Genomic DNA, 20715 nt, shown 5'->3' on the forward strand with positions numbered 1-20715 from the left:
GTGAGAAGTCGGCCAGGTCGACTTCTCACGCACACCATCGGGTGGGGGGCGGTTGGGACCGGCTGGCGAGGGTCGCGGACTGGGCGCTGGGCTGTTGGTATGACGTTCGGACGGTTGGGCGCGCGGGTGGATCTCCGGGCGGTTAACGTCGGCCGCAATGCGTTCGTACGCCTATACGTCCTCAGACCGGAGGTTTCAGTGCAGCGGTGGATCATCCTGACGGTACTCACCTCGGCCCTCACCGGCCTCACCGGCGCCGCCGGGGCCGCCGTACCGGCCCGGGCCGACGAGCCGGTCCCCACCACCGTCACCCTCGGCGACGCCGTCATCGACCCCAAGCTCCCCGGCCGGGTCCGGGTGCAGGTCGAGTACCTCTGCTCGATCGCGGACGAGGCCCGCTCGCTCACCGTCTCCGTCGAACAGAAGGACCCGGAGGACAACACCGTCGTCGCCTTCGGCTCCAGCCGGACCGCGGAGGCGGACGTGATCTGCGACGGCACGCCGCAGACCCGGCAGGTCCTCGTCCAGTCCAAGACCACCAACTGGATCCCGGACGTCGACGCCATCCTGACCACCACCGTCTCCAACATCGGCGCCACCCCGTCGGCCGCCGCCGACTCCAAGCGGGCCAGGCTGCTCGCCACCCCCGCCTGATGCGGACCCTCCTCCGGGCCTCGGCCCTCCTGCTCGCCGCGGCCCCCGTACTGACCGGCTGTGTCAGCTCGTTCATGGTGCCGGGCCCGGAGGAGACCAGCAGTACCGTCGCGCCGCCGTCGCCATCCACGGCCCCGCCGTCGCCCAGCCCCTTCACGGGGACGGTGACGATCCGCGACTTCTCCTTCGAGCCCGCCGACTTCACCCTCAGCCCGGGCACGGCGGTCACCGTGACCAACACCGGCACCACCGCCCACACCCTCACCGCCCAGGACGGCACCTTCGACACCGGCCCGATCGCCCCGGGCGGCAGCGCGACGCTTATCGCTCCCACGCAGCCGGGCGGGTACTCGTACCTCTGTACGTTCCACCACTTCATGCGCGGGATTCTGACCGTGGCATGAGGGGCGCTTGCCCTACGCTCGTCCCCTGCACATGGGGACGGGGAGGGTACGAGGGATGGTCGACAGCACGTCGAACTCGGCGGACAGGGTGCACGGGACGGTCGTGCAGACCGGAAGCATCGGCGTTCTGAACATGGGCGGGAGTCAGCCCCCGGCCGTACCGGAAGGGGCCGACGAGTGGGTGAAGGCCGCTGCCGAGTCGCGTGTCTGGAAGCACGTCCGGGAGGACCGGGACGCCGAGCCGTACCGGTCCGTCGTCCTGAAGGCCGCCGGTGAACTGGCCCGGCTGCGGGACGAGACGGTGCTCGCCGAAGACCCGTGGCAGGACCCCGGGATCGCGGTGCGCTTTGCTTCCCGAGTCGACTGGCTGCTCGGCGACGATCGGCTCGACCTTTACCCGGCCGAGGCCGCGTTGCTGGCCGTCCTGCCGTTCCTCTACCGGGTCCGCTCGCTGCGCCTGACAGCGGTCCGCGCTTCTGTGCGTCCAACTGACCTCGCGCGCACACCTGATCCTGACCCCGACCGGGCGGCGTACGAGCAGTTCATCGAGTCCTACGACCTGCTCGTGGGCCGCACCCGAACCCGACCCGCCTCTGCCGCAACACTCGGCTGGTGGCTCTTCCATCGCTGGCTCGACCAGCACGAGGACCTCGCCGACCCCGAGGGCGTCCAGGAGATCGTCGACCAGTTGCCAATGCTCGCCGACCTCGGCGAGACCTTCGCCCTCAAGCGCGTCTGCGCCCTGCTGCACGGTCTCCGTCGAGGCCCCGATGTCGGCAACCGCGACTACCTGGCCGGCCTCAGCGCCGACGACCACCTGCGGGCCCCGGGCGAACAGCATGTCCGGGAGCCCCGGTTGGCGCTCCTGCTCGCGCTGGCGTACGGGACCGCCATCGAGATGACGGCGCTACCCGAGATCGTGGCCGAACACCTCGGCATCCCGCACGAGGTCGACCTCACCGAGCTGCGTCGGACCTTGGACGATGCCGCGTGGGGTGGCTCCTACGACCTGCCGGTACTACGCGCCGAGTGCCATCACGAGGCCGTGGTCGAAGGCCTGCGCGAGTACACCGCCCGGGCGGACGAACTCCTCCACGCCGTCCGCCGCGTCCTCACGACGCACCCACTTCCCACCCGCCTCACCTCCGACGAAGCCGCCCCCGCCGCCGGCGCCTTCACCGGCTGGGCACGCTTCCGCATGGACGAACGCAGGGTCCGCAGCCTGCTGATGGGCGTAGAGCTTTACCGGGACCGGGAGTTGGCCGTCAGAGAGCTCTACCAGAACGCCCTCGACGCCTGCCGCTACCGCCGCGCCCGCACGGAGTACCTGGACCGCACCAACCCCATCGCGACCTTCACCTACGACGGTCGCATCGAGTTCCGCCAGGGCGTGGACGAGAACGGCCGCGCCTACCTGGAGTGCCAGGACAATGGCGTCGGCATGGGGGAGGAGGAGTTGAGGGGCGTCTTCTCCAACGCCGGCGCCCGCTTCGCGGAGCAGCTGGACTTCAAGCTCGAACGCGCCGAGTGGCGCAAGGTCGACCCGCCCGTCGAGCTGCACCCCAACAGCCGCTTCGGCATCGGCGTGCTGAGCTACTTCATGCTCGCCGACGAGATCCGGGTCACCACCTGCCGTCTGGATGCCTCCGGCCAGTTGGGCCCGCGGTTGGATGTCTCCATCTACGGCCCGAGCCACCTCTTCCGCGTCACTAAGCGTTCGGATCAGGATGGCGAGCCCGGCACCACCGTGCGATTGTACTTGCGGGACGACATTGAGATGGCGGATTCGTGGTCGTGTGTAGATGTTCTCGAACGCCTCCTGGCCGTCGCAGAGTTCTCTACATCGGCGGTACGCGACGAGCGGAAAACGGTGTGGGAGGTCGGAGTTCTGAAGGCTCGCGAGGCACCTCAGGATGAAACCTTCGGCTTCAATGCCTGGGGCGGGATGACACCCTGGGCCCATGCCCCGGACGGCGTGCAGGTGGCCTGGTGCGAGTACGGCGGTGCTCTGCTGGTGGACGGCCTGGTGGTAGAGCCGGAAGTCGCCCGCGGGGTCATCACGATGCGCGGACTGCCCGGCGCAGTGGTGAACCTCACGGGAGGCCTGTCGCCGGGCAAGCTGTCCGTCGACCGCCGTCGCATCATCAGCGACCCGTCAGACACGGTCAGAGGGCTGTTGGAGGCTGCGGTGGCCGAGTTCGTGAGCGGCGACTCGGCCGTGCTGAGCATGGAGTGGATCCACCGGGTGACGAGGGAGAGCTACCAGTTCGCCGACTTGGTGGCTGTTGAGGTCATCCGGCAGGGACGACCGCTGAGTTTCGGCGGGGTCGACTACGACACTCGTCGTACCGGCTGCTTTCTCGCGGACGGTGACGTCCTCGCGTGGTTCGAGAAAGCGGATGAACCGGCCAGGGAGAGCGTTGTGGGAAGCCTTCCGGACAACGTGGCGCTCTGGCGGATATTGGCCCACGCACTGGAACCGTCATTGCCCGAGATATCGCAGATCTGCGCCGAGCTGATCGGGGAGAGGAGGGTGCGCCCGGCGATCCCCTCTGACATCGGCGTTCTGGCGCCGGTCATCAAGGACGACCTGAGGTCGTGGTCCTTGGCGCATCACGGCGATTGGCTCACGAAACTGTCCCGCGATCTCGGCGTCACGTCCGAGACCGCTCGTACCAGGGCCGCCGAGTTCGGTATTCCCCGTGAACGAGGTTCGCACTTCCGGGAGGAGGACGGCCGCCGGTTCGCACACGTCAGTGACCTGCTGATCATTGCCGATCTGCGGGGAATTCCAGCGGCCGCTGCGGCAGGTGTCTGGGAGGGTGCGGGCCGACAGGTCACCCGCGAGGTGCTGGATCTCGCCATCGCTGTCGACACCGATCCGATTTTCCTCTGGAAGCGTTCCGGGGGTGGAACGATTTGGGGTGGGCCGGAGCCGGGAAGCGAGGTCCCACTGGGATTCCTGGCCAAATCCGGTCGAGTGCACGGAATTCCGGTGGGACGAGTCGCCGAAGCCATGGCGAGGTACGGTCTTGAGGCGGATGTGAAGGGGCTGCCGCCGTTCCCCTCGGATGAGACCTTGATGTTGTTGAGCCGGAACCTCAACGGCACCGGGCCGTGGTTGACGCGGTCGAAAGGGATGCCGGTGGATCACCTTCTCTGGGCAGAGAAGGACTTGGGGATCGCGCCGGACCGGGCTGCCGAGGTGCTCGGGACCGCCGGGTTCAGGCTTCCGCGCATGCCGAAGGACGTGTGTCCGGCGGATCTGGAGCTGTTCATGGACAGGGGGCGGCGGATTGACGTGGCCGACCTGACCCTCAGGCGGCTGTTTGAGCTGCCCGGATTGAGGAACTGCTCACTGTACGAAGTCCTCGACCGCTTCAGGGCCTATGGCGTGGAGGTCCCGATCGTTCTGTCGGGCAAGCTCACTCGGTTGGACGAGGAGTTGTTCTCGCCCGACAGCGGAATGGACTGGGGAAACGTGCTGGTGGGGGACGTGGTGCCGTTCGCGCGTTTGATCATGGGGGCGCGAAAACTGCAACGTAGCCCTGGAGATCTGGCCCGCCATCTGAGGGCCCGCGGGATCGTGCCGTCGTGTGACGATCTGCCGGCCGGGCTCACGGTGAATGAGGCGGTTGACCTTCTTGCCGGAGGTCGGCCCTTGTCGATCGACATGCTGTGGGTCAGCAAGGTCGACCTGGCCAGGCTGCTTAAGGCGTCGCTGAGGACGGGGTACCCGATGGCTCGGATCGCCGAGTGGTACCGCGAGTGGGGCCTTAAGGCCCCCGACCCTGCCGAGCTGATCCGCGATGCCCTCGCCCGGGTGCCGATGGCCGACCCCTCCTGAGCACCGAATCCACCCGTGAACAGGGCTGCTGCAACGTGCCTCCTTGTTCTACAGTTCTGTAGAACATTACGCACGGCGATCGGGGACGAGCATGGACAGGCCGCTTCGGCTGCCGCAGCAGGATCGGGCGGACTTCGAGACGGAGCTCGGGCGGGCGCTCTCGGCGCCGGAGGTGCGGGCGGCGTTGCGGGCGAGTGGGGAGGAGGCCCGGGGGGTGGAGCGGTTGCGGCGGACGGCGCGGGAGAACGCGGAGTTCGTGCTGGCCGCGGCGGCGCCGGAGTACGAGCGGTACGCGGCGTTGCGGGCGGATGCCGACGCGGTGGCGCGGCTGCCGGTGGACGTGCCGGCCAGGGAGCGGGCGTCGGGGTGGTGGGGGGTGCTGGGGGTGGTGGTGCCGATCATCGCCGTGGGGGCGGCGGTGGTCTTCCTGCTGCTGGGTTCCGTGCTGGGGCTGGTCGAGGACATGGAGGTGCTGGCGCACGCGCTGGTGGATGCCGGATGGGTGTCGGCCGGGGCGGGTGCGGTGAGTCTGCTGGTGGGCGGGCTGGGGTTGCTGGGGGCGGCCCGATCGAGGGGGCCGGAGGCCGGGGAGGCAGCGGACGGGCCGGGGGAGCTGGTGCTGGCGCGGGATGCCTGGCGGTCGGCGCTGGCGGAGCGCGGGCTGGTGCCGTACCTGGTGGCGCAGGCGAGTGCGGCGCCTGGTCAGCGGCGCTGATCGAGTCTCGCCGTGCGGGCGGCGTCGACGAGGAGCTGGGCGGCGTCCGGGGGGATGGCCAGGCGGCGGGCGATCCAGGGGGCGGGGCGGCCGGCCCGGGCGAGCATCCAGGCGGAGTACAGGTGGCCGAGCTGGGGGGCGTTCTCGGCGAGCAGTATGGGGCGGACGGCCTCCATCGGGAAGCCTTCGAGGGCGCGGGCGCTGTACTCGCGGCCGTTGGGGCCGGGTGGGGGTAGCGGGAGTGGGCGGCGGAGGTCGATCCAGCGGCTGAGCAGGACCGCGCCGACCACCAGGAGGCCGGTGCCGGAGGCGCCGATCAGGATGCCGCCGATGACGGGGCGGTCCTCCTCCTCGGCCATGCCGAGGGCGATCTCCTCCAGGACGAGCAGGCCGAGCACGGTGAGCAGCACCGCGGCTTCGGCGGGGCGCGGGTGGGTCCGGGACGTCGTCATGCGGAACCTCTTCCTCGGCGGGGCGGCCGGGGGTTTCGGGCGGGCGCGGCGATTCACCTTCCGTACAACGGGCGGTGGGCGGCCCGGGGCACGCGTCACGGTTCAGGCGGTGAAATCGCGGATGAGAATTGACGGACCGTCAAGAAGGCGATGTGGACGGCTTGTTGGCCGATCGGGAAGGGCCGGCCGGGTGGGCCGTCTGGCGGAGGCTGTGACCGCACCTCCTTCCGGTCGGGCGCACCTGGGCGGTGCGTGCGTCGACGGGGCGAGGGGCCCGACCAGGGGCGGGCTTCGGGTCAGCATAGCCTGGGCATGCCAACTTCGACAGGCTTGTCGAAGTTGCGGAACCCGGGCTCGCGGTGGCGTGCCCGGAGGTGTCCGACCGGCTACTTTGAGTACGGAGCTCCGGTTCCGCGGCCGGCCTTCGCGGCAGGGTTCCACAGCGCCGGGTTCCACGGCCGGGTGCCACAGCCGGGTTCCACGGCCGGGATTCACGGCGGTAGGGGAGGTCGGGGCCGATGGGGCTCACCAACCACAAGCTGCTGGCGCTGACGGCGCTGCTCGCGGTGTTCACGGTGCTCGGCACGCTGTGGGTCTGGCCCCGGCTGGCCGTCCGGAGCTGGCCCGCGATGTTCCTGCGGCTCGGCACCATCGCCGTCACCCAGCTGGCCCTGCTGGTCACGCTGGGGCTCGCCGTCAACGACTACTTCGTGTTCTACAGCAGCTGGTCCGACCTGCTGGGGCGCGAGCACGGCGCGGGGGTGATCCGGGGGACGGGCGGTGGTACGGGGGGCGGTGGTACGGCGGCGGGCAGCGGCACCGGTGCGGGCGCGGCCGGCGTGCAGGTGCTCGGTCCGGCGGAGATCACCGGCGCGGGGGCGGTCGGCCGCGATCCGGCCCGGATCGGGCGGCTCGACCGGGTGCGGCTGCCCGGGGCGACCACCGGGCTGAGCTCCGACGGCTACGTCTACCTGCCGCCGCAGTACTTCCAACCCGGCGGCGAGGCGCGGCACTTCCCGGCCGTGCTGGTGCTGACCGGCTTCCCCGGCGACGCCGCCAACCTGGTCACCAAGCTGCGCTACCCGGCGGCCGAACTCGACCTGCTGCGCAAGGGGTCGATGCAGCCGACCGTCCTGGTGCTGATGCGGCCCTCGCCGACCATGCCCCGGGACAGCGAGTGCGAGGACATCCCGAACGGGCCGCAGGCGCAGCGCTACTTCACCACCGACGTGCCCGCCGACCTGCGGGCCTCCTACCGGGTGCTGGACGGCACCGGCAGCCTGGGGATCGTCGGCGACTCGACCGGCGGCTACTGCGCGGTCAAGCTGGGCATGGAGCACCCGCGGACCTTCCCGGCGGCCGTCTCGCTCTCCGGCTACTTCAAGGCGGCGGAGGACGTCACGACGGGCGACCTCTTCGCGGGCGACCCGCAGCGCCGCGCCGAGGCCGACCTCGACTGGCGCCTGGCCCACCTGCCGATGCCGCCCCTGGCGGTGCTGCTCGCGGACAGCAAGGAGGACGGCAGCACCTACGCCGACTCCAGCGCCTTCGCGGCGGCGGCCCGTCCGCCGCTGGTGGTCGACCAGGAGACGGTCGACACCGGCGGCCACAACTTCACCACCTGGGGCCGGCTCATCCCGCCCGCCCTCGGCTGGCTGAGCGCCCACCTGCGCGTCCCGGAGTAGCACAAGTGGGCCTCAGCAGAAGGCCGGTGACGATCTGTCAGCGGGCCAGCAGGGGGAGTGGCGCGCCGGTGCGGGCCGGGAGTTCGAGGCGGGTGAGGAGGGCCGAGGGCGAGACCTCGACCACCCGGCAGCCGGCCCGGTGGCGGCAGTGGCGGGCGACCGAGCCGTGCCGCAGGCGGTCCAGGCGGCGGCGGGTGGCGGCGCCGAGGACGAGCAGGTCCGCCGGGCCGGTGACGGCGCCGACCAGGGCGGGGCCGGGCTCGGCGTTGACCACCAGCGGGTGGATGACCAGGTCGGACGGGTAGCCGCCGTAGGCCTGGTCGAAGGCGACGTCGAGGCGTCGCCGGGCGGCGTGTTCCAGTTCGGAGAGCGGCCGTAGGCCGTCCCGTTCGTTGGCGGCCCAGGCGGCCACGGGCACCAGCACCGCCTGGTGCCGGGCCGCCTCGCCGACGGCGTGGTAGAGGGCGGCCAGACTGCTCAGTGATCCGCTCAGGCCGACGATCACTCGGGTGGTCCCGGTCATGGCCGTTCGCCTCCGTCTCTCCGGCGGCTCTCTCCATCGGGCTCCGCCGGTTCGGAACTCCTTGCTTCGGATGTCTCCAGTGAACCCCGGAACGGAGCCGTCCGTACCGCCGCTGACACCACCATGACGCGGGTCGCCCACATTTTGACAGCGCTCTGACGGGCCGGTCGGGATCCCCCGGCCGATCGCTCAGCCCAGCCCCGGGACGAACTGGACGATCAGGTCGATCGCCTTGATGCCGAGGAACGGCAGCACCAGCCCGCCCAGTCCGTACACCCGCAGGTTGCGCCGGAGCAGGTCGGTCGCGGAGGCCGGCTGGTAGCGCACGCCGCGCAGGGCGAGCGGGATCAGGGCGACGATGATCAGCGCGTTGAAGATGATCGCGGAGGCGATCGCCGAGGTGGGGCTGTGCAGCTCCATGATGTTGAGGTGGTGCAGCCCGGGGTAGGCGTTCGCGAACATCGCGGGGATGATCGCGAAGAACTTGGCCACGTCGTTGGTGATCGAGAAGGTGGTCAACGCGCCCCGGGTGATGAGGAGTTGCTTGCCAACCCGGACGATCTCGATCAGCTTCGCCGGGTTGGAGTCGAGGTCGACCATGTTGCCGGCCTCCTTGGCGGCCGGGGTGCCGGAGTTCATCGCGACGCCGACGTCCGCCTGGGCGAGGGCGGGGGCGTCGTTGGTGCCGTCGCCGGTCATCGCGACCATGTTCCCGGCGGCCTGTTCGCGTCGCAGGTGGGCCAGCTTGTCCTCCGGGGTGGCCTCGGCGAGGAAGTCGTCCACCCCGGCCTCGGCGGCGATGGCGCGCGCGGTCAGCGGGTTGTCCCCGGTGACCATGACGGTACGGATGCCCATCCGCCGCAGCTCGGCGAAGCGTTCGGCGATGCCCTCCTTCACCACGTCCTTGAGCTCGACCACGCCCAACGCCCGTGCGCCGTGCCGGTCGTGGACGGCGACCAGCAGCGGGGTGCCGCCGGCCCCGGCGATCCGGTCCACCAGGGGTTCGGCCTCCGCCGGCAGCCGCCCGCCGGAGTCCGCGACCCAGCGGGCGACGGCGTTCGCCGCGCCCTTGCGGACCAGGCAGGTGGTGCCGTCCGGCCAGGTGAGGTCGACGCCGCTCATCCGGCTGTGGGCGGTGAACGGTACGGGCTGCTGCTCGCCGAGTTCGCCGGGGGAGCGCGGCGGCACCCAGTACTGACGGTTCGTCAGTTCGACCAGTGACCGCCCCTCCGGTGTCCCGTCCGCGACGGAGGCCAACTGGGCTGCCTCGGCGAGCTGTTCGGTGGTCGCCCCGGGCAGCGGGTGCAGGGCGACGGCCCGTCGGTTGCCGTGGGTGATGGTGCCGGTCTTGTCGAGCAGCAGCACGTCCACGTCCCCGGCGGCCTCCACCGCCCGGCCGGAGAGGGCGACCACGTTGCGCTGCACCAGCCGGTCCATCCCGGCGATGCCGATCGCGGAGAGCAGGGCGCCGATCGTGGTCGGGATCAGCGCGACCATCAACGCGACCAGCACGATGGTGGTCTGGGGCGCGTGCGCGTAGACGGCCATCGGCTGGAGCGAGACCACCGAGAGCAGGAAGACGATGGTCAGCGAGGCCAGCAGGATGTTGAGCGCGATCTCGTTCGGCGTCTTCTGTCGGTCGGCGCCCTCGACCAGGGCGATCATCCGGTCCACGAAGCTCTGCCCGGGGCGGGAGGTGACCCGGACGACCAGGTGGTCGGAGAGCACCCTGGTGCCGCCGGTGACGCCGGTGCGGTCGCCGCCGGACTCGCGGATGACGGGAGCCGACTCCCCGGTGATCGCCGACTCGTCGACCGTGGCGACGCCCTCGACCACCTCGCCGTCCCGCGGGACCACCTCGCCGGCCGGAACGAGCACGATGTCGTGCACCATCAACTGCTCGGCGGGGATGACCTCGTGGCGGTGATCGCGGGTGCCGACCCGCCAGTGCAGCAGCCGCCGGGCGGTGGTGGCGGACTGGGCGCGGCGCAGGGACTCGGCCTGCGCCTTGCCGCGGCTCTCCGCGACGGCCTCGGCGAGGTTGGCGAACAGCACGGTCAGCCAGAGCCAGAAGGAGATCACCCAGGCGAAGACGCCCGGGTGGAGGACGGCGCTGATCGTGGTGAGCGCGGAGCCCGTCTCCACCACCAGCATCACCGGGTTGCGCATCATGGTGCGTGGATGGAGCTTGCGGACGGCGGCGGGCAGCGCCTCGGCCAGCTGGCGGCGGGTGATCAGCCGGCGGCGGCCGCCCGGCGAGGTGGGCCGGTGGCTCGGCGGCGGCTCGGGCGCGGGGGCCGCGGTGCGCTCCGGGCGGCGGAACCAGTTCTGCTGGTCGGGGGTGTTGTCCGGGGTGGTGAGGGCCGAACGGCGCATCGTCTCGGGGGACCTTCCGGGCCGCCCCGGTTCGTCGGGGGCGGCGGGTTCGGGTGGGGCTGCGGGGACGGCGGACAGCCCACCACCGGAGAACCGGGGGACATGCCGCTCTTGACACAGGATTGGCGGCGAAACCCCCGTCCTTGACGGAGCTCTGACACCGCCGCCGGCCGACCGCCGGACGGCTGTCAGGAAGGCGTCAAGGACGGGCCCCGGGCCGTACGCCCTGCGTCAAGGGCGGGTGCGGTCGGTGTGCGGAGGGTCTCCACTGGAGGGGTGCGGCCGCCCGGGCCGTCGTCTGGAGGGACCCCGCCATGACCACTGTCACCGCCGTCATCGACGTCGACGAGCCGCTGGAGCGGACGGTCCGCCTCGTGCCCGCCGCCTGGCGCCGGGACCGCCCCGAGCCGCCGGACCCGTCCCCGGCCGCCGACCGGGACCGCACCCGCCCGGCGAACTGCCGCTTCGCGATGCACTACGAGGACTGACACCCGTCAGGGCGTCCGCCGCCCACGCGCCCACCCAGAGGAGCAGCCGCCATGACCCAGCTCATCGCCCCGCCCGTCCCCACCACCCCCGGGACCGCCCCTGGAGCCGTCTCCGCCGACGTGCTCGGCGGCCCCTGGCCGGCCACGGCGCGGCCCGGCCGGGGAGCCGATCTGCTGATCGGCGGGGTCGGGCTGGCCGAGGCCGCCGAGCGGTTCGGCACCCCGCTGTACGTGCTGGACGAGGCCGAGGCCCGGGGGCGGGCCCGGGCGTACCGGCGGGCGCTGCCGCACGCCGAGGTGCTGTACGCGGCCAAGGCCTTCCTCTGCAGCGCGATGGCCGACTGGGTGGAGCAGGAGGGGCTGGGCCTGGACGTCTGCTCGTCGGGCGAGCTGTGGCTGGCGGTCTCGGCAGGCTTCCCGGCGCAGCGGATCCTCCTGCACGGCAACGCCAAGTCCCCGGAGGAACTGCGGCTGGCGCGGCGGCTGCGGGTCGGGCGGATCGTCATCGACGGCCCGGCGGAGATCGCGCGGCTGGCCGCCCTGGTGGCCGCCGACACGCCGCAGAAGGTGCTGGTCCGGATCGTCCCGGGGATCGCCGCCGGGCACCACGCGGCGGTGCGGACCGGGGTCGGCGGGCAGAAGTTCGGCTTCCCCGTCGAGGGCGGCGACGCGGCCGACGCGATCGCCCGGGTGCTCGACCAGCCGGGGCTCGAACTGGCGGGCCTGCACTGCCACCTGGGCTCGCAGATCACCTCGGTCGAGCCGTACCTGGAGGCGGTGGACGCGGTGGTGCGGCTGCTCGCCGAGACCCGGGACCGGCACGGCGTCGAACTGCCCGAACTGGATCTCGGCGGCGGCCACGGCATCAGGTACCTGCCCGGGGACGAGGAGCTGGACCTCGCCGAGTTCGCCGTCCGGGTCACCGACCGGCTGGCGGTGCGCTGCGCCGAGGCCGACCTGGACGTGCCCCGGCTGATCGTCGACCCCGGCCGCGCGATCGCCGGACCGGCCGCCGTGGCGGTCTACCGGGTGCTGTCCGTCAAGCACACGGCGGACGGCCGCTGCTTCGTCGCGGTGGACGGCGGCATGAGCGACAACCCGCGCCCGGCCCTGTACGGATCGCCGTACACGGTGCGGCTGGTCGGCCGCCGCTCGGAGGCGGGGGAGACACGGGCGGACGTGGTCGGCCGCCACTGCGAGGCCGGGGACGTGCTCGTCCGGGACGCCGCACTGCCCGCCGACCTGCGCCCCGGCGACCTGCTGGCGATGCCGGCGGCCGGCGCCTACCAGCTGTCCATGGCGTCCGGCTACAACCTGGTCGGCCGCCCGGCCGTGATCGCGGTGAAGGACGGCCGGGCCCGCCTGCTGATCCGGCGCGAGACGGTCGAGGACTTCCGCCTGCGCGAGGTCGGCCGCTGACGGCGGACGGCGGCCGCGTGGGAAGTCGGCCCGGCCGACTTCCCACACGGGACCGGGCGGGGCTTCGCCGTCAGCCGCTCGCGGAGGCCCCCCGGCCGGCGCCGCGCGGGACGCAGGGGGCGACGACGGTCAGGTGCAGGGTGTCCGGCGCCGTGCCGGGATCGCCCATCACGACCGAGGCGGTGAACTTGTTCGCGTCGTTGGACAGGTCCAGCCGCTTGTCGTCCCTGTGCTCGACGGACTCGATTTTATCGGAGTGATGATCCTTTTCGCGCGGGTGCTGATCGGATCCAAGCGGTCGGGGCCTTGCCGGCGAGGGCGAAAATGCAGGTGAAAGGGCTCGGCGGCCACGGATAGGGTCCGGCCGTGACGAACTGGCGTGAGATCTACGAGAACGACTGCGCTCTTCCCCCGGGGCGCGGGCTGGACGAACTGACCGCGGAGTTGGCGGTGGCTCTGGGGGATCCGGACCCGGAGGTCAGGGACGGTTACCCGTACGCGGTGCTGGACGCCTGGATACGGGGCGGGGTGATCGACGGCGAGCGGTGTCTGGCGCTCGGGGACCTGATGGCGGGGCGCTTCAGCGATCCGCGGATCGAGGCCAGGACGTTCGCCCCGCTCGTGTTGCGGATGATCGTGGATCAGGACGGGGTCAGGTCCGAGTGGGTCGACGCGTTCGCCGGCTGGTACCGCGCGGAGGCCGACCTGCGGGGCCGTGACGACGCGCTCGGGTGGCTGCACGCGGTGGCGCACGGCGCGGACCTGCTGGGGGCCTTCGGCCTGCGGCCCGAGGTCGACCCCGAACCGCTGCTCGCGCTCGCCGCCGAGCGTTTGCTGGCCCCGACGGAGTACCTGTTCGCGGAGCGGGAGGACGACCGGCTCGCCAAGGCCGTGGCCCTCGTCCTCACCCGCCCCGACCTGACGCCGGAGCGGTCGACCGCCTGGCTGTCGCCGATCGCCGAGGCCCTCGCCCCGTACGAGCGCGGGCCGATGCCGGTCTGGGCCTCCAACACGGTGCGCACCCTGCGCGCCCTGTACGTGCTGGCGGACCTCGGTGTTTCGGTTGAGCGCGGGGGCCGGCCCGTCCCGCTCGTCCACGGTGAGGTGGTCAAGGCCCGGGTGGCCGAGGTCCTGCGCCCGGTGCTCCCGTAGCGCTGCGCGGCAGGGAGCACGAGAAGTCGGCCCGGCCGACTCCTCGCGCGGGCCCCGTTCGCGCCCGGCCCCGAGCGTCCCGGGGAGGCTAGTCCGCCTCCTGGTCCCGGGATGGCATGTCGGTGGTCGCGGGCAGTCCGAGGTGCTCGCGCAGTTCACGTCTGCCCAGATCCGTGACGGCGAGGGCGCGGGTGGTTCCGATCCGGGTCAGCCACCCCGCGGCCAGGGCGTGCCCGCAGACGGCGGCGCCGACGGCCCCGCCCAGGTGCGGGCGCCGTTCGGTCCAGTCCAGACAGGCGCGTACCAGCGGCCTGCGGGAGGCGTCGGGCAGTGCGATGCCCAGGTCTCCGAGCCACGCCGCCCCCTTGGCGGTGAGCGACGGATCGGCGCCCCAGTCCAGCAGGCCGCGATCGGCCATCGAGTCGGTGACGGCCAGGCCCAGTTCCCCGGCCAGGTGGTCGTAGCACAGCCGGGCCCGGGCCAGGGCCCGCTGCCGCCCCGAGCCCGACAGCGAACGCGGTCCGGGGGCGCGGTGCGGCGCGAGCGCGGCGAGGCTCTCGATCAGGGCCATCACGCGCGGATCGACCATTCGCAGGTAGCGGTGGCGCCCGTGCCGTTCCTCGACGAGGAGTCCGCCGCGTACGAGCACGTTCAGATGCTCGGTCGCGGACGAGGCCGCGACACCGGCGTGGCGGGCCAGTTCCTTGGCCGTCCAGGCCCGGCCGTCCAGCAGGGCCAGACAGAAGTCCGCCCTGGTGCCGTCGGCCAGCAGCCTGGCCACGACGGCCAGGTCCACACCGACGTCCCGGCTCTCGCGCTGATCGTCCATGCCTTCGATTGTCGTCGGTCTCGATTCGGGTCGGGCCGAAGCGTCCGCGCCCTATCGTCCCGTACCGGCCGAGGCCACCGCGTCCTCCGCCCGTACCCCTTCCGCCAACCGCCCTGGGAACCTCATGCCCGCCACCGACATCACCCCACCGAACCCCTGGCCCGGCATCGGCCTCACGGTCACCGATGCCCCGGAGCCCACCGACGTATCGCTCGTCTCCGATGCCCTGGACCGGTTCAACACCGACACGACCGCCATCGACGACCGCCGCCCGCTGGCCGTCCTGGTACGCGACTCCCGGACCGGCCGGGTGATCGGCGGTCTGACCGGTCGCACCTCACTCGGGCTGTTCTTCCTCGACCTGTTCTTCCTGCCGCGCGAGCTGCGCGGTGGCGGCCTGGGCAGCGAGATCCTGCACCGGGCCGAGAACGAGGCCCGCGCACGCGGCTGCCGCACGGCGGTGCTGTACACGATCAGCTTCCAGGCGCCCGTGTTCTACGCGAAGCACGGCTGGCGACGCCTGGGCGACGTCCCGTGCGACCCGCCGGGCACCAGCAGGGTCTTCATGACGAAGGACCTCGCCCCGCCGGCGGCCCCCTGAAGCCGCCGGGCCGCACCGGGGCGGGTCATGCCGGAGCAGGACCTTCCGGCTGTTGCTCCGGTCAGTCGTGCGGCGGGCGGCGTCCTGGCTGATCGGTTGCATGAGAAGTCGGCTGGGCCGACTTCTCGCGCGGGTGTGCTCACGTGTTGGGAAGTTCGCCGGTCTTGAGGGCGGCGAGGAAGGCGGACCACGCGTCGGCGGGGAAGACGAGCGCGGGGCCGCCGGGGTCCTTGGAGTCCCGGACGGGAACGGTGCCGGCAAAGCCGTCGGCGACCTCGATGCAGTTGCCCTGGTTGGCGCTGTACCTGCTCTTTCGCCAGGTGGCGCCAGCCAGGTTCACTTCGCTCCGATCGGTGATCATCACTCAAGTTCCTTTGCGATCTGCGCGATAAGCCGCCGTGACGGCGCGACGTCGAGGGCAGCTGCCCGAAGCCGGTCAAAGGCCTGGTCGTAGGCTGCGACGTCGTCATCTCGTTCGAGATAGAGACTACTGGTCAAGGCCTCGGTGTACACCACGTCGAGATCTCCTCGAACAGGAAAGCTCAGAATCGCGAACGACCCGTGCACGCCCGCGTGGGCGCCGGCTGAGAAGGGCACCACCTGTACGGTGACGTGCGGTTCCCTGGAGACGGCGACGAGCTGCTGCAACTGCCTCGCCATGATGTTCTGGTTGCCGATCAGGCGGCGAAGCGCGGCCTCATCCACGATCGCCCATAGCTTCAGAGGTTCCTCTCTCCGGAGCGTCGCGTTCTGGCGCGCCAAGCGAACGTCGACCAGTGCGTTGATCTCGTCGGGTGTGGCCTCGGGCTCAAGCTGTCGGATCAGTGCACGCGCGTAGTCGGCAGTTTGGAACAGCCCCGGCACGAGCGATGATTCGAAGTTCCGGATCGATACAGCCTCCGCCTCGAAGCTGATGAACGAGGCGTAGTGCTTCGAGATCACATCCGAGTACGGCTGCCACCACACCCGGCGTTTGCCCTCGCGCGCCAGCGTCTCAAGTGCCTCCCGCATCTCCGGGTCGGTGACTTCGTAGACGTCGAGCAGTATCCCGACCTCGTTCGCGCGCACTCCGTGGCGGCCGTTCTCCAACCGGCTGACCTTGGATTGATGCCAGCCGAGCCGGACTGCTACGTCATCAACCTTGAGGTTGAGTCCCTCGCGGATCTTTCGGAGTTCCCCGCCCAGCATCCGTCGGCGGACCGTCGGTGTTGCGGCCACGCTCCGACCTCCCCTCGTCGCACTCTGTCGTCGGCCCACAGTCTGACGTGATGGCAGCGGGCTCGTCACATCCAATCTCAAAAGACATATGCACATTCTTGGGTTCCGTTGCACCGACTGGCCAACGCAGGGCATGCTACTTCCCGTAGTTCGATGCACCACGCAGCGTGATCTCGGTGCCGATGGACCGGGCATTCCCATGCCTCTTACCGGCCCTCGATTGCGATCGTCCCTCCCCATACCGGAAGAGGCCCTGCCATGCCCGGAACGTCGAAGAAGTACTCCTGCCAGCTGCCCCGTTGCCGCCAGTCCCTCACCATCGCAAGAAAGCTGCCCCGCGGCCGGGTGCGGATCGGAGGCTCGCGGTGAGTGACGGGTTCCCCTTCTCCGTGAGCGTCGAGATCGTGGGCCTCACCAAGCCCACCGTCTTCGACAGCCTCTTCGACGCCCTCGACGTCCTCCGGGCCGGACTCGCCCTGCTCGCGCTGGACGCGGACCAGGCTGCCGACCTCAACAGCCGGTTCGGCCCTCGGGCCGCCGGGGAGATCGGCCACCGGCTGTACCACTTCGGTGCGGTGGGGGCGGTCGCGTTCGTCGGGCCCGACCCGTTCCCGGTCTACGTGCGTCGAGTGGCCTTCGATTGACCGGATATGAATGATTCTGTCGGCGTATCGGTCATATCGCATGGGGTAGTTGATGCGAACGTGACCATTTGTGGTGAGCCGCTGTTAGGCTGCGCGCCTGAATACGAACTCTCCACGATGTAAAAGGACTTGGAAGAGCGCGTGAAGCTCTCTTCCTCGCCGTCGCCGCCGACACCTGAGGAGCCACGTGAGACCCGAAGACGTCCCCCTGCTGTTCCAGGAGTTGGCCCGTGAGTTCGCCGACGTCACCGGCATGTCGGTGGCGGCGACCGGTTCACTCGCGCGTGGCGACCACCGCACCGGGCCGGACGGAGACGTCGTCTCCAACCTCGACCTGATCCACCTCGTGGCCGAGGACGCGTACGTGCCGGACATCCGGGCCGTGGTGGGGCGGAGGATGCGGCGGATCTCCGACACCTTCGGGATCGAGACGACGTCGGTCATCGCCCGGCTTCCGGCGTTCCGGCTGGCCGGCCACGCCCACTACCGGATCAGCATGCGGCCCGAGTGGTTCTGCGACGGCCTCGGGCTCGGGCCGGAGGCCTTCGACCTGCCCGGCCACGAGGACGACCCGCGCGCGGCGCTGGCCTGGATGATGCAGCCCGTCTGGGCCCGGATGGCCGTCGTCGTGGTGCTCACCTGGCACTACACCGGCTACAACGCCGTCATCTACCTCGCCGGACTCCAGTCCATACCAAGGGAGTTGTACGAGGCCGCGATGGTCGACGGGGCCGGCCCGATCCGCCGCTTCACCTCGATCACCGTCCCCGCGCTGCGCCCGGTGCTGCTGTTCACCGTCGTGCTCTCGACCATCGGCACGCTCCAGCTCTTCGACGAGCCGTACGTGCTGACCGGCGGCGGGCCGGACAACGCCACCCTGACCGTCTCCATGTACCTGTACCAGAACGGCTTCCGGTACTTCGACTTCGGCTACGCCTCCGCCATCGCCTACGCGCTCACCCTGCTCGTGTCGGTGCTCGGCGCCGTCCAGATGCGCCTGATGGGGGAGAAGGACAAGTGAACCTCAAGAAACTGCGCGGCTGGCCGCTGACCTTCTTCCTGGCCGGCGTCACCGGGCTGTCGATCGCCCCCTTCTACTGGCTGGTGGTCTCGGCCACCCGCAAGGACACCGAGGTCTTCGACTGGCCGCCGAAGCTGCTGCCCGGCGGGAGCCTCGGCGAGAACCTGAGCCACCTGGAACAGAAGATCGGCCTGCTCCGGGTGGTCGGCAACTCCCTGCTGGTGGCGGGGGTCCAGACTCTGGGCGCCCTGGTCGTGGCGCTGCTCGCGGGCTATGCCTTCGCCAAGTTCCGCTTCCGCGGCCGCACCCTGCTCTTCGCGCTGCTGCTCTCCACCCTCGTGGTGCCCGAACAGGTCGTGCTGGTACCGCTGTTCAAGATGATGACGGACTTCGGCCTGCTGGACACCTACCAGGCGCTGATCCTGCCGGGCCTGTGCGTGCCGTTCGCCATCTTCCTGATGCGGCAGTCGCTGAGCAGCCTGCCGGACGAGCTCCTGGACGCCGCCCGGGTCGACGGCGCGGGCGAACTCCGGGTGCTGTTCAGCGTGGTGGTGCCGGTCATGCGGCCGGTGCTCGCGGCCCTGTCGATCTTCCTCTTCCTGGGCTCCTGGAACCAGTTCGTCTGGCCGCTGATCGCCCTGCGCAGCCCCGAGATGCACACCCTGCCGGTCGCCCTGGCGACGCTGCACGGCAACAAGTCCAACACCGACTACGGCGCGATCCTCTCCGGCACCGCGCTGTCCACCCTGCCGATGATGGTCCTCTTCCTGGTCCTCCAGCGGCAGTTCATCTCCGGCCTGCTGGCCGGCGCCACGAAGGGCTGACCATGACCGAGACGAACGACACCGGCACGACCGTGAGCACGGCCGGCGCCACGGCCGGTACGAGCGGGACGACGGCCGGCGCGGCGGCGGCCGACGTCTGGGAGCCGCACGCCCCCACCGCCGCCGGCGGCCTGCGCCCGCTGTACGCCGACGGGCTGGACCTGCGGGTGAGCGGCACGGGCACGGCCCGGGGCGTCGCCGACGGGGTGGTGGAGGTGACGGCCGAGGGCCCGGGCGAGGTCCGGATCGAGTGGCGGGTGCCCTGCGTCGACGCCACCGCCCTCTGGACCCCCGAGCCGCGCGGCACCGGCTGGCTGCCCGCCGCCTGGAGCGCCCCGCGCCGCACCTCGCTCGCCAACGGCGCGCCGATCGCCGCGCTGGTCGGCACCGGCGACGTCGCCCTGAGCGCCTTCGCGGCCGGCCGCCCGGACGTGCTCGCCGGGGCCGGAGTGGTCGAGGAGACCGGCGAGTTCCGGTTCTGGGCCCAGGCCACCGACCGGCTCACCGTCCGGATCGACACCTCGCGCCGGCACTTCGGGCGCGCCCTGGCCGACCTGGCCGCCTGGTGGGGCGAGGGCCGTACGGCCGACATCCCGGAGGCCGCCCGCCGTCCCGCGTACTCCACCTGGTACTCGATGCACCAGGACATCACCCCCAAGGGCGTCGAGACCCAGGCCGCGCTCGGCAAGGAGCTGGGCCTGGACGTGATCATCGTGGACGACGGCTGGATGACCGCCGACCGCACCCGCGGCTACGCCCACTGCGGCGACTGGGAGCCGGTCTCGCTGCCCGACACCGCCGCCCACGTCCGGCGGGTGCACGAGCTCGGGGTGCGCTACATGCTCTGGTACGCGCTGCCGTTCATCGGCAAGGACAGCGCCGCGTACCGGGAGATCGGCCACCTCGCGCTGGCCGACGCCGCCCACATGGGCGCGATCGTCGCGGACCCGCGCCACCCCGAGGTCCGGGCCTTCCTCACCGACCGGCTCGTCCGGGCCGTCGAGGAGTGGGGCATGGACGGCCTCAAGGTGGACTTCGTCGACTGGTTCGCCCGGGCCGCGGAGCGCGACGACGCCCCGGCGGCCCGCCCCGGCGCGGACTGCGCGAGCGTGGACGAGGGCGTGGAGCGGCTGCTCGCCGCGATCCGCGGCCGGATCACCGCCGCGAACCCGGAGGCGATGATCGAGCACCGCCAGCCGTACGTCAGCCCCGGCCTGTGGCCGTACGCCACCATGATCCGCGCCACCGACTGCCCGCTCAGCCCGCAGGAGAACCGGCAGCGGACCATCGACGTGCGGCTGGCCGCCGGGCCCGTCCCGGTCCACGCCGACATGCTGATGTGGCACCGGGAGGAACCGGCCGAGCAGGTCGCCTGCCACCTGATCAACGTGCTGTTCTCGGTGCCGCAGATCTCCGTCGACCTCGCCGCCCAGAGCGAGGAGCAGCGCGAGGCGATCGCCTTCTGGCTCGGCGTCTTCCGCGAGCACGCCGACACCCTCCAGCTCGGCGAACTGCTCCCGGCCCGCCCGGACCTCGGCTACCCGATGGTCACCGCGCGCGGCACCGGCGGCGGTACCGGCGCCGGTACCGACACCGGCACGGTGGCCGTGGCCCGGTACGCCGCGCTGCCGGTGGACGCCTCCGGCGACGACTGGCGCACCCTGCTGGTGGCCAACGCCGACGCCGACCCGGACGTCCGGCTCACCGGCGGCCGCGGGCAGGTGGCGGTGACGGTGCAGGACTCCCGGGGGCGTATCGTCCGGCAGGGCGAGGTCGAGCTGGACCGGGCGGACGTGATCCCGGTGCCGCGCGGCGGGCTGCTGACCCTGCGTCGCTGACCGCCTCCGGGGCCGCCGGCCGGCC

Annotated in this window: 19 protein-coding genes; 13 read left to right on the forward strand and 6 right to left on the reverse strand. The window is 71.5% G+C overall.

The window, feature by feature from the left end; genetic code table 11:
- Positions 1-198 precede the first annotated feature (198 nt).
- From ACFVXH_RS14430 to ACFVXH_RS14445, 4 genes are all read left to right on the forward strand, one after another.
- Complete coding sequence (locus ACFVXH_RS14430; RefSeq protein ID WP_049650061.1) at positions 199-654, forward strand: hypothetical protein; 456 nt, start codon at positions 199-201, stop codon at positions 652-654.
- A complete protein-coding gene (locus ACFVXH_RS14435) occupies positions 654-1058 on the forward strand; it encodes a cupredoxin domain-containing protein (RefSeq protein WP_387823280.1) in 405 nt (134 codons plus the stop codon). The genes ACFVXH_RS14430 and ACFVXH_RS14435 overlap by 1 nt, the downstream gene beginning before the upstream one ends.
- A gap of 55 nt (positions 1059-1113) precedes the next feature.
- Entirely contained in the window at positions 1114-4905 is a 3792-nt protein-coding gene (locus ACFVXH_RS14440; protein ID WP_387823283.1) for an ATP-binding protein, read from the forward strand.
- Between the two features lie 91 nt (positions 4906-4996).
- A complete protein-coding gene (locus ACFVXH_RS14445; protein WP_380742944.1) occupies positions 4997-5620 on the forward strand; it encodes a hypothetical protein in 624 nt (207 codons plus the stop codon).
- On the opposite strand, the gene ACFVXH_RS14450 is transcribed toward ACFVXH_RS14445, so the two are convergent.
- Positions 5608-6072, reverse strand: coding sequence for a hypothetical protein (locus ACFVXH_RS14450; protein ID WP_117487037.1), 465 nt, complete (start codon positions 6070-6072; stop codon positions 5608-5610). The two genes, ACFVXH_RS14445 and ACFVXH_RS14450, sit on opposite strands and share 13 nt — an antisense overlap.
- A gap of 518 nt (positions 6073-6590) precedes the next feature.
- Between ACFVXH_RS14450 and ACFVXH_RS14455 the strand changes: the two genes are divergently transcribed.
- Positions 6591-7757, forward strand: coding sequence for an alpha/beta hydrolase (locus ACFVXH_RS14455; RefSeq protein ID WP_380742947.1), 1167 nt, complete (start codon positions 6591-6593; stop codon positions 7755-7757).
- Between the two features lie 37 nt (positions 7758-7794).
- Here the strand turns inward: ACFVXH_RS14455 and ACFVXH_RS14460 are convergent, their stop codons facing one another.
- A complete protein-coding gene (locus ACFVXH_RS14460) occupies positions 7795-8280 on the reverse strand; it encodes a universal stress protein (protein WP_049650056.1) in 486 nt (161 codons plus the stop codon).
- 189 nt (positions 8281-8469) lie between these two features.
- Entirely contained in the window at positions 8470-10656 is a 2187-nt protein-coding gene (gene kdpB, locus ACFVXH_RS14465) for a potassium-transporting ATPase subunit KdpB (RefSeq protein WP_079272120.1), read from the reverse strand.
- A gap of 314 nt (positions 10657-10970) precedes the next feature.
- Here kdpB and ACFVXH_RS14470 point away from each other — a divergent pair, with 314 nt between their 5' ends.
- The 3 genes from ACFVXH_RS14470 to ACFVXH_RS14480 all read left to right on the forward strand — a co-directional run bounded on the left by ACFVXH_RS14470 (position 10971) and on the right by ACFVXH_RS14480 (position 13715).
- The gene (locus ACFVXH_RS14470; protein WP_158077702.1) at positions 10971-11144 is read left to right on the forward strand and encodes a hypothetical protein; all 174 of its coding nucleotides are present in this window, start codon (positions 10971-10973) and stop codon (positions 11142-11144) included.
- Between the two features lie 51 nt (positions 11145-11195).
- Entirely contained in the window at positions 11196-12563 is a 1368-nt protein-coding gene (gene lysA / locus ACFVXH_RS14475) for a diaminopimelate decarboxylase (RefSeq protein ID WP_387823290.1), read from the forward strand.
- 366 nt (positions 12564-12929) lie between these two features.
- Positions 12930-13715 carry a DUF2785 domain-containing protein gene (locus ACFVXH_RS14480; RefSeq protein ID WP_074002521.1) on the forward strand — a complete coding sequence of 262 codons (786 nt, stop codon included), beginning with the start codon at positions 12930-12932 and terminating at the stop codon, positions 13713-13715.
- A gap of 88 nt (positions 13716-13803) precedes the next feature.
- Here ACFVXH_RS14480 and ACFVXH_RS14485 read toward each other — a convergent pair whose 3' ends face one another.
- Positions 13804-14544, reverse strand: coding sequence for an ArsR/SmtB family transcription factor (locus tag ACFVXH_RS14485; RefSeq protein WP_387823293.1), 741 nt, complete (start codon positions 14542-14544; stop codon positions 13804-13806).
- A 124-nt stretch (positions 14545-14668) separates the two neighbouring features.
- Between ACFVXH_RS14485 and ACFVXH_RS14490 the strand changes: the two genes are divergently transcribed.
- Entirely contained in the window at positions 14669-15145 is a 477-nt protein-coding gene (locus ACFVXH_RS14490; RefSeq protein WP_387823296.1) for a GNAT family N-acetyltransferase, read from the forward strand.
- A gap of 139 nt (positions 15146-15284) precedes the next feature.
- Here ACFVXH_RS14490 and ACFVXH_RS14495 read toward each other — a convergent pair whose 3' ends face one another.
- Together ACFVXH_RS14495 and ACFVXH_RS14500 are read right to left on the reverse strand one after the other, a co-directional pair.
- Positions 15285-15506 carry a DUF397 domain-containing protein gene (locus tag ACFVXH_RS14495; RefSeq protein ID WP_380777496.1) on the reverse strand — a complete coding sequence of 74 codons (222 nt, stop codon included), beginning with the start codon at positions 15504-15506 and terminating at the stop codon, positions 15285-15287.
- Positions 15506-16363: a helix-turn-helix domain-containing protein gene (locus ACFVXH_RS14500; protein ID WP_380662667.1), complete on the reverse strand. Its 858-nt coding sequence runs from the start codon at positions 16361-16363 to the stop codon at positions 15506-15508. The genes ACFVXH_RS14495 and ACFVXH_RS14500 overlap by 1 nt, the downstream gene beginning before the upstream one ends.
- Positions 16364-16728: 365 nt before the next feature.
- Here ACFVXH_RS14500 and ACFVXH_RS14505 point away from each other — a divergent pair, with 365 nt between their 5' ends.
- The 4 genes from ACFVXH_RS14505 (at position 16729) to ACFVXH_RS14520 (ending at position 20690) form a co-directional block, all read left to right on the forward strand.
- Complete coding sequence (locus ACFVXH_RS14505; RefSeq protein ID WP_387823301.1) at positions 16729-17007, forward strand: hypothetical protein; 279 nt, start codon at positions 16729-16731, stop codon at positions 17005-17007.
- A 187-nt stretch (positions 17008-17194) separates the two neighbouring features.
- On the forward strand, positions 17195-18028 hold the full coding sequence (locus ACFVXH_RS14510; protein WP_387823304.1) for a carbohydrate ABC transporter permease: 834 nt from the start codon (positions 17195-17197) through the stop codon (positions 18026-18028).
- Complete coding sequence (locus tag ACFVXH_RS14515) at positions 18025-18852, forward strand: carbohydrate ABC transporter permease (protein WP_053111977.1); 828 nt, start codon at positions 18025-18027, stop codon at positions 18850-18852. Before ACFVXH_RS14510 ends, ACFVXH_RS14515 begins: the two co-directional genes overlap by 4 nt.
- 2 nt (positions 18853-18854) lie before the next feature.
- A complete protein-coding gene (locus ACFVXH_RS14520) occupies positions 18855-20690 on the forward strand; it encodes a glycoside hydrolase family 36 protein (RefSeq protein ID WP_387823307.1) in 1836 nt (611 codons plus the stop codon).
- The last annotated feature ends 25 nt before the right edge of the window (positions 20691-20715 follow it).

The organism is Kitasatospora sp. NPDC058184 (assembly GCF_042883725.1).
Classification (GTDB): Bacteria; Actinomycetota; Actinomycetes; order Streptomycetales; family Streptomycetaceae; genus Kitasatospora.

Excerpts from the sequence above, each read along its gene's own strand:
- ACFVXH_RS14435 (WP_387823280.1), top strand. The coding sequence starts at position 654 with ATGCGGACCCTCCTCCGGGCCTCGGCCCTCCTGCTCGCCGCGGCCCCC.
- ACFVXH_RS14440 (WP_387823283.1), top strand. The coding sequence starts at position 1,114 with ATGGTCGACAGCACGTCGAACTCGGCGGACAGGGTGCACGGGACGGTC.
- ACFVXH_RS14445 (WP_380742944.1), top strand. The coding sequence starts at position 4,997 with ATGGACAGGCCGCTTCGGCTGCCGCAGCAGGATCGGGCGGACTTCGAG.
- ACFVXH_RS14450 (WP_117487037.1), bottom strand. The coding sequence starts at position 6,072 with ATGACGACGTCCCGGACCCACCCGCGCCCCGCCGAAGCCGCGGTGCTG.
- ACFVXH_RS14455 (WP_380742947.1), top strand. The coding sequence starts at position 6,591 with ATGGGGCTCACCAACCACAAGCTGCTGGCGCTGACGGCGCTGCTCGCG.
- ACFVXH_RS14460 (WP_049650056.1), bottom strand. The coding sequence starts at position 8,280 with ATGACCGGGACCACCCGAGTGATCGTCGGCCTGAGCGGATCACTGAGC.
- kdpB (WP_079272120.1), bottom strand. The coding sequence starts at position 10,656 with ATGCGCCGTTCGGCCCTCACCACCCCGGACAACACCCCCGACCAGCAG.
- ACFVXH_RS14470 (WP_158077702.1), top strand. The coding sequence starts at position 10,971 with ATGACCACTGTCACCGCCGTCATCGACGTCGACGAGCCGCTGGAGCGG.
- lysA (WP_387823290.1), top strand. The coding sequence starts at position 11,196 with ATGACCCAGCTCATCGCCCCGCCCGTCCCCACCACCCCCGGGACCGCC.
- ACFVXH_RS14485 (WP_387823293.1), bottom strand. The coding sequence starts at position 14,544 with ATGGACGATCAGCGCGAGAGCCGGGACGTCGGTGTGGACCTGGCCGTC.
- ACFVXH_RS14490 (WP_387823296.1), top strand. The coding sequence starts at position 14,669 with ATGCCCGCCACCGACATCACCCCACCGAACCCCTGGCCCGGCATCGGC.
- ACFVXH_RS14495 (WP_380777496.1), bottom strand. The coding sequence starts at position 15,506 with ATGATCACCGATCGGAGCGAAGTGAACCTGGCTGGCGCCACCTGGCGA.
- ACFVXH_RS14520 (WP_387823307.1), top strand. The coding sequence starts at position 18,855 with ATGACCGAGACGAACGACACCGGCACGACCGTGAGCACGGCCGGCGCC.